The sequence below is a fragment of the Reyranella soli genome (genome assembly GCF_007992495.1).
In the GTDB taxonomy this organism is placed as follows: Bacteria; Pseudomonadota; Alphaproteobacteria; order Reyranellales; family Reyranellaceae; genus Reyranella; species Reyranella soli.
In genome coordinates, this window is the sequence record NZ_BKAJ01000239.1 from 1 (window position 1) to 7,060 (window position 7,060).

7 protein-coding genes are annotated in these 7,060 nt (G+C 65.9%); 6 read left to right on the forward strand and 1 reads right to left on the reverse strand.

All coding sequences use genetic code 11. The annotated features are described in order from the left end of the window. Window position 1 precedes the first annotated feature (1 nt). The gene (locus RSO01_RS43720) at window positions 2–1,192 is read right to left on the reverse strand and encodes a pyridoxal-phosphate-dependent aminotransferase family protein (protein ID WP_246159220.1); all 1,191 of its coding nucleotides are present in this window, start codon (window positions 1,190–1,192) and stop codon (window positions 2–4) included. Between the two features lie 102 nt (window positions 1,193–1,294). On the opposite strand from RSO01_RS43720, the gene RSO01_RS43725 reads away from it, so the two are divergent. From RSO01_RS43725 to RSO01_RS43750, 6 genes are all read left to right on the forward strand, one after another. Further along, window positions 1,295–2,695: an aspartate aminotransferase family protein gene (locus RSO01_RS43725; protein ID WP_147156902.1), complete on the forward strand. Its 1,401-nt coding sequence runs from the start codon at window positions 1,295–1,297 to the stop codon at window positions 2,693–2,695. 2 nt (window positions 2,696–2,697) lie between these two features. After that, window positions 2,698–3,222 (forward strand): hypothetical protein, encoded by a 525-nt coding sequence (locus tag RSO01_RS43730; protein ID WP_147156903.1) that lies wholly within the window; start codon window positions 2,698–2,700, stop codon window positions 3,220–3,222. Window positions 3,223–3,345: 123 nt separating this feature from the next. Beyond that, entirely contained in the window at window positions 3,346–4,335 is a 990-nt protein-coding gene (dctP, locus tag RSO01_RS43735) for a TRAP transporter substrate-binding protein DctP (RefSeq protein WP_147156904.1), read from the forward strand. Next, window positions 4,335–4,829, forward strand: a complete 495-nt coding sequence (locus RSO01_RS43740; RefSeq protein WP_147156905.1) for a TRAP transporter small permease — start codon at window positions 4,335–4,337, stop codon at window positions 4,827–4,829. The genes dctP and RSO01_RS43740 overlap by 1 nt, the downstream gene beginning before the upstream one ends. After that, window positions 4,826–6,133, forward strand: a complete 1,308-nt coding sequence (locus tag RSO01_RS43745) for a TRAP transporter large permease (protein WP_147156906.1) — start codon at window positions 4,826–4,828, stop codon at window positions 6,131–6,133. The genes RSO01_RS43740 and RSO01_RS43745 overlap by 4 nt, the downstream gene beginning before the upstream one ends. A 10-nt stretch (window positions 6,134–6,143) precedes the next feature. Then, a complete protein-coding gene (locus RSO01_RS43750) occupies window positions 6,144–7,055 on the forward strand; it encodes an isocitrate lyase/PEP mutase family protein (RefSeq protein ID WP_147156907.1) in 912 nt (303 codons plus the stop codon). The last annotated feature ends 5 nt before the right edge of the window (window positions 7,056–7,060 follow it).

The following is a 7,060-nucleotide window of genomic DNA, read 5'->3' on the forward strand; positions in this document are numbered from 1 at the left end:
ATCATGACGCCAGTGAGTCGATCGCGGCGTCGACGCCGCCGGGGCTGAACGGTACGCCGGCCGTCTTCATCGCGAGCTCGGTGGTGGCGAGGCAGCCCAGCAGCATGGGCTCGTTGAGATCGCCCATGTGGCCGATGCGGAACACCTTGCCCATCAGCGGCCCCAGCCCGCCGCCGAGCGACAGGTTGTAGCGGTCGATGGCGACCTTGCGTAGCGGGTCGGAGCTCACGCCTTCCGGCATCATCACCGTCGTCACCGAGTTGGAGAGCCGGTCGGGCGACTGGCCGTAGAGCTGCGGGCCCTTGCCATCCGCAGCCCAGGCGCGCACGGCGGCGCGCGTCGCCTCGGCGAGGCGGGCGTGACGCGCGAACACCGCGTCGAGACCTTCCTCCTCGAGCATCTTGAGCGACTCCTGCAGGCCGAAGAACATGTGCACCGGCGCGGTGCCCATGAACTTCTGCGGCGCGCGGCCGTTCATCAGCTCCCAATGGAAGTAGTGGCGCGGCGCCTTGTTCTTGCGCGCCACGTCGAGCGCCTTGTTGCTCACCCCTGTGAACGACATGCCGGTGGGCAACATCAGGCCCTTCTGGCTGCCGCCGACGGTGACGTCGATGCCCCAGGCATCCATCTTGTACTCGATCGACGCCAGCGAGGAGATGGTGTCCGACAAGAGCAGGGCGGGGTGCTTTGCTTCGTCGATGGCGCGACGGATGTCGGAGAGCGGCAGGACCATGCCGGTCGCCGTCTCGTTGTGGACGCAGAGCACCGCCTTGATTTCGTGCGCCTTGTCCTTGGCCAGGCGCTCGCCGACCTTGCTGACGTCGGCGCCCTTGCGCCAGTCGGCGGCAATGGTCTCGACTTTGATGCCGAGATTGACCGCCATCTCGGCCCAGCCCAGCGAGAAGTAGCCGGTCTCGATGATCAGCACGGTGTCGCCGGCCGCGAACAGGTTGGCGAGGGCCGCTTCCCACGCGCCATGGCCGCTCGCGTTGTACATGTAGAGACCCTGGTCGGTCTTCAGCACCCGCTTCACGCCTGCATGGCAGGCATGATGGATGGCCACGAACTCGTCGGACATGAAGTCCATGACCGGCCGGTCCATGGCCCGCAGGACCCGGTCGGGGATGTTGGTGGGGCCGGGATTGTTGAAGAACTGACGGCCGCGCGGCTTGGCGTTCGAGGGGGCGTTCAAGGCAGGCTCCAGTCTCGCGAAAAAGTGGCGGACCATAGGGCTTCGGGCCTTGGCGAGGCAAGCGAGGCTTGCGATGCTCAGCCATTAGCAAAGTGAGGGCAAATGAGCAGCGCAGCACCGACGAAATCAGCCACGAACTCGGCGATCGTGACCGACTACAAGGCCCGTACGCAGGGCTCCGGTGCGCTGTTTGAGCGCGCCCGCAAGGTGCTGCCGAGCGGCATCACGCACGATGCGCGCTATCTCGACCCTTATTCAATTCATGTCGCCAAGGCCAAGGGGCCGCGCAAGTGGGACGTCGACGGCAACGAGTACGTCGACTATTTCGGCGGCCACGGCGCCATGCTGCTCGGTCATTCGCATCCCGCCGTCATCGACGCCGTGAAACGCCAGATGGATCTCGGCACCCACTATGGCTCGAGCCATGAGCTGGAGGTGCGCTGGGCCGAGCTGGTGTGCGAGCTGATCCCGTCGGCCGAGAAGGTGCGCTTCACGGCGTCGGGCACCGAGGCCTCGCACATGGCGATTCGCCTGGCGCGCGCCTACACCGGCAAGGACAAGATCGTGCGCTTCATCGGCCACTTCCATGGCTGGCACGACAACGTCGCCGCTGGTGCCACCTCCAACTACGATGGCTCGTCGGTCCCGGGCGTCGTGCAGAGCGTCACCGATCTCAGCATCCTGATGCCGACCGACGATGTCGGCGCGACGGTCAAGCTGCTCGAAAGCCGCGACGACATCGCCGCCGTGATGTTCGAGCCGTCGGGCGCCTCGTGGGGCCAAGTGCCGCTGCCGCCGGGCTTCGTGCAGGCGATCCGCGACGTCACCGCCAAGCGCGGCGTGGTCATGCTGATGGACGAGGTCATCACCGGCTTCCGCTGGTCGTCGGGCGGCGCGCAGAAGGCATTGGGCATCACGCCTGACCTCTGCATCCTGGCCAAGATCGTGGCCGGCGGCCTGCCGGGCGGCGCGGTCGCGGGCAAACGCGAGATCCTCGACCAGATCGATCACGCGGCATCGGCCGCCAAGAAGCGGGACAAGATCGCCCATCCCGGCACCTACAACGCCAACCCGTTGTCGGCCGCCGCGGCGGTGACGGCGCTGTCGCTGGTGCGCGACGAGGACCTGGCCGAGAAGGCCAACAAGACGGCGGCCGAGCTGCGCGCGGCGCTGCGTCAGGTGCTGATCGAGGAGAGCGTGCCGTGGGGCGTCTACGGCGATTCCTCGGCCTTCCTGATCTATCCCAACCCGACCGGCGAGGACGTCAACCCCGCGACCTTCGATCCGCTGAAGCTCGGCTTCGCCAAGCTGAAGGGCGCCAAGTCGGGCGCACTCACCGGCAAGATCCGCATGGGCCTGATGAGCCACGGCGTCGACATCATGGGCGCACCCGGCGGCTTCGTCTCGGCGACGCACGGCGGCGCGGAGATCGAGAAGACGGTGCACGCGTTGCGCCAGACGGTGCGGGCGCTCAAGGCGGAACGCGAGGTCAAGGCCGCCTGACCATGCCCGTGCTGGTCGAGGCTTTCTCGGTCATCGTGCGCGCCGATGCCATCAAGGCGCGCCACGATGGCGGTTGGGAAGATTTCCGCGAGGGCGTGCTGAACCAGTCGCTGACTTGCGACAACGAGCTCGCACGGGTCGGTTTCATGACCAGGGAAGACGTCGATCGGTACATCGCCGTGCTCGAGAGGAAGGGCTTGCGCTTCCTGAAGGACGGTCAAGCGAAGGACATCGCGATCGTCGATCAGTGGGCCGGCCTGCTCACGCCGTGCGACTGGCTGGAAGTGGGCCAAATGGGCGGTGAGGCGGGCAGCGTGGCCGCCTGCCGTCTGATCGGCAGCGTGGAGACGCAACTGTTCACGCCGGAAGGGTGGCGATACGAAGGATCGGCATCGCAGACGCTACGCTACGTATCAAAGGGCGAAATGGACGAGACCCTCGAATATCTCGGGCGTCAGGATCATCTCGATGTCTATCGCGAACGAGCGACCGGCAAGCTGCTCTATGTCGGTCGAGCGGACCGATAAGATCGACCGTCGGGCTCCAGGCTGTTTTGGATGACGACCAACCGGTAGGCGGAAGGCCCATGTATTCGGGCGCGGCGCTGAAGGTCTAAGGTTCCCTCAAGCAACAGCTTGGGGGAACAATCGATGATCACGCGTCGTCACACGCTTGCCGTTCTTGCCGCCGGATCCGTTGCGGCACCTGCGGTCCTGCGCGCACAGACGACGACCTGGATCGTCTACACCTACGTGCCGGCCGCGACGCTCGCGCCGGCGAAGGTGTTCCAGGAGATCGTCGAGCGGGTCGCCAAGGAGACCAACGGCGGCCTGCAGCTGAAATATCACCTCGGCGGCTCGCTCACCATCAAGGGCACCGACATCACCACGGCGGTCGGCGACAACGTCATCCAGATCGGCGATGACGGCATGCAGCAGGGCAACGTGCCGATCACCGGCATCCTGCGGCTGCCCATGCTGATCACCAACCGCCAGGAGTTCGACAAGGCGCTGGCGGTGATGAAGCCTTACGTCGAGAAGGCCTACGACAAGCGCGGCTCGACGGTGCTCTCGACCTATTACTTCCCGCTGCAGATCGCCTGGTCGAGCAAGAAGCTCACCTCGCTCGACGAGTTCAAGGGCCAGAAGATCCGCGCCACCTCGCCCGAGCAGATCGAGTTCCTGAAGCGCTTCGGTGCCAACGGCCTCACGGTCAGCGGCGCCGAGGTGCCGTCGGCACTGGAGCGCGGCGTGGTCGACGGCGTGCTGACGGCCAATGCCGGCGGGGGCAAGGTGTGGAAGGACCTCCTGAAGTACTGCTATGAGATCGGCCTCAATTATTTCGAGGCCAATATCGCGGTGAACAAGGAAGCCTTCGCCAAGCTTCCGGCCAACCAGCGCGAGGTGCTGACCAAGGCGATCGTCGAGCTGTCGCCCAAGATGACCGAGATGCTGTTTGCCGAGGAGGGCGAGGAGAAGGCCAAGCGCAAGGCCGAGGGCATGGTCCAGACCACGGCCACGCCGGAGGACTACAAGCGCGGCGCCGACCGCATGGCGAGCTACTGGGACGAGTGGGCCAAGCCCAAGGGCGCGGAGACGCAGGAAGCGCTGAAAAAGGTGCGCGAGGCGCTGGGTCGCTGATGTCCCAGCCCGCTGAAGATCGTCCGCTCGATCTGCTCGAGCGGGCGAGCCTCTGGACGTCGGCCTTCTGCATGGCCGGCATGGCCATTCTGATGCTGGCGGAGATCCTGCTGCGCAGCGTCTTCAACAGCACGACCGAGCACTCCGACGAGCTGGTCGGTTACCTGCTGGTCGGCGTGTCGTTCCTCAGTCTCGCGCTGTGCCAGAGCCGCGGCGCCTTCCACCGCGTTGAGATGGTGCAGATGCGGCTCGGCCCGCGCGGCCAGGCGCTGTCGGCGCTGATCTTCAACGTCCTGGCCTTCGCCTATATCGCGATCACGGACTGGTACTTCCTGCAGTTCGTCATGAGCTCGTACCGCCGCGAGGCCATGGCCAGCACTGTGCTGGCGACGCCGCTCTGGATCCCGGAGAGCGTCATGATCCTGGGCGCCACTATGCTGCTGCTGGCGCTCGCCAAGTCGATCGTGGACGACGTGCGAAAGCTCGTCGCGTGAGTCCCGGTCTCGAAGTCGCCGTCGTCCTGGTGATCTTCCTCGGCCTCCTGGCCGCAGGAATGACCATCCCCTTCGCGATCGGCGTGCCGGCCATCGTCTACCTGCTGCTGCATGGCGGCGTGCCGGCGCTGAAGGGCATCGGGTTGATGAGCTGGGGCTCGATGAACAGCTTCGCGCTGACGGCGATCCCGCTGTTCATCCTGATGGCCGAGATCATGCAGCATTCCGGCTTGAGCTTCCGCATCTATCGCGGGCTCTCCAAGCTCGTCTGCGTGATCCCGGGTGGGCTGCTGCAGACCAACATCGCGGGGTGCGCCTTGTTCGCGGCGATCTCGGGCTCCTCGGTGGCGACCGCGGCCGCCATCGGCACGGTCGCCCTGCCGCAGCTCATCCAGCGCGGCTACCACCGGCCTTTGGCGGCGGGCTCGCTGGCGGCGGGCGGCACGCTCGGCATCCTGATCCCGCCGTCGATCGCCATGATCGTCTACGGCACCTTCACCGAGACCTCGGTGTCCAAGCTCTTCATGGCAGGCATCGTGCCGGGGCTGCTGCTCACCGGGCTGTTCATGCTCTACGTGTTCGTGCACGCCCTGCTGCGGCCCAAGATCGCGCCGCGTGAGAAGGGGCCGCAGAACCTCGCCGAGTTCGGCCAGGCGCTGGCCGATCTGCTGCCGTTCGCCATCGTCATCGGCGGCACCATGGGCAGCCTCTATTTCGGCTTCGTGACGCCGACCGAGGCCGCCGCCGTGGGCTGCCTTGCGGCCGTCGTCGTGTCGTCGATCTGGGGACGGCTCGGCTGGAAGGAGATGCGCACCGCCATGACCTCGGCGGTGATGATCAGCGGCAACATCCTGCTGATCGTCTACACCGCCTTCGTCTTCTCCTATGCCATCAGCGTCGCAGGCGTGGGCGAGCAGCTCACCTCGTGGATGGTGAGCCTCAACCTGTCGCGGCTCGAATTCTTCTTCGCCCTGTTCATCCTCTACACGATCCTCGGCTGCCTGGTCGAAAGCCTGGGCATGATCGTGATCACCGTGCCGCTGCTCTATCCGGTGCTGCTGAAGTACCACATCGACCCGGTGTGGTTCGGCATCATCCTGGTGCTGTTCATCGAGCTCGGCCAGATCTCGCCGCCCATCGGCATCAACCTGTTCGTGATCCAGAGCATCTGGGACGGCAAGCTTTCGGACATCGTCTGGGGCACCGTCCCGTTCCACCTCCTGATGTTCATCCTGCTGGTGATGCTGGTATTCTGGCCCGAGATCGCGTTGTGGCTGCCGCAACACATGAGTGCACCTCCATGAGTCCATTGGCATGAGTACCGAACGACACGCCGCCTACCCGACCGGCTTGAAGGACACCCCGACGCGACATCGCGCATTGCGCCGTCGGATGGAAGCGCCGGGCATCGTCGTGGCGCCCGGCTGCTACGACTGCATCAGCGCCCGACTGGTCGAGGTGTCGGGCTTCGACGCGGCCTACATCACGGGCTCGGGGGTCTCGATGAGCGCGCTGGGAGCGCCGGACATGGGGGCGCTGAGCTTCGGCGAGATACTCGATCGCGTGTGGCGCATCTGCGATTCGGTGGCGATCCCGGTGATCGCCGACGCCGATACCGGCTACGGCGGTCCGCTGAACGTCATCCGCACCATGCGCGAGTTCGAGCGGGCTGGCGTCAGCGCCGTGCAGCTCGAGGACCAGGAATGGCCCAAGAAATGCGGCCATGAGCCCGGGCGCAAGGTCGCGTCGTCACGGGAGATGGAGCAGCGCATCAAGGCGGCGGCCGATGCCCGTGTCGATGCCGACGTCATGATCGTGGCCCGCACCGACGCCATCGCCTCGGAAGGCTTTGAGGCCGCCCTTGAACGGGCCGCGCGCTATCGCGAGGCTGGCGCCGACATCCTGTTCGTCGAGGCGCCGCCCAGCGAGGCCAACCTCGCCGAGGTGCCCAAGCGTCTGGGGGCGCCGTGCCTCGCCAACATGGTCGAAGGCGGCCGCACGCCGATCCTGCCGTTTCCCAAATTGGAACAGCTCGGCTTCAAGGTTGCGATCTATCCCAATTCGCTGACGCGCCTGTTCGCGCGCGTCGGCCAGGACCTGCTGGGCTCGCTCAAGGCCACGGGCAACACGGCGGCGATGGCCAACCAGATGCTGGACCATGGCCAGCTCTGGTCGCTGTTCGAAAACGAGCGCTGGCAGGCGCTGGAGAAGCGGTTCCAGGGTTAGCGGAG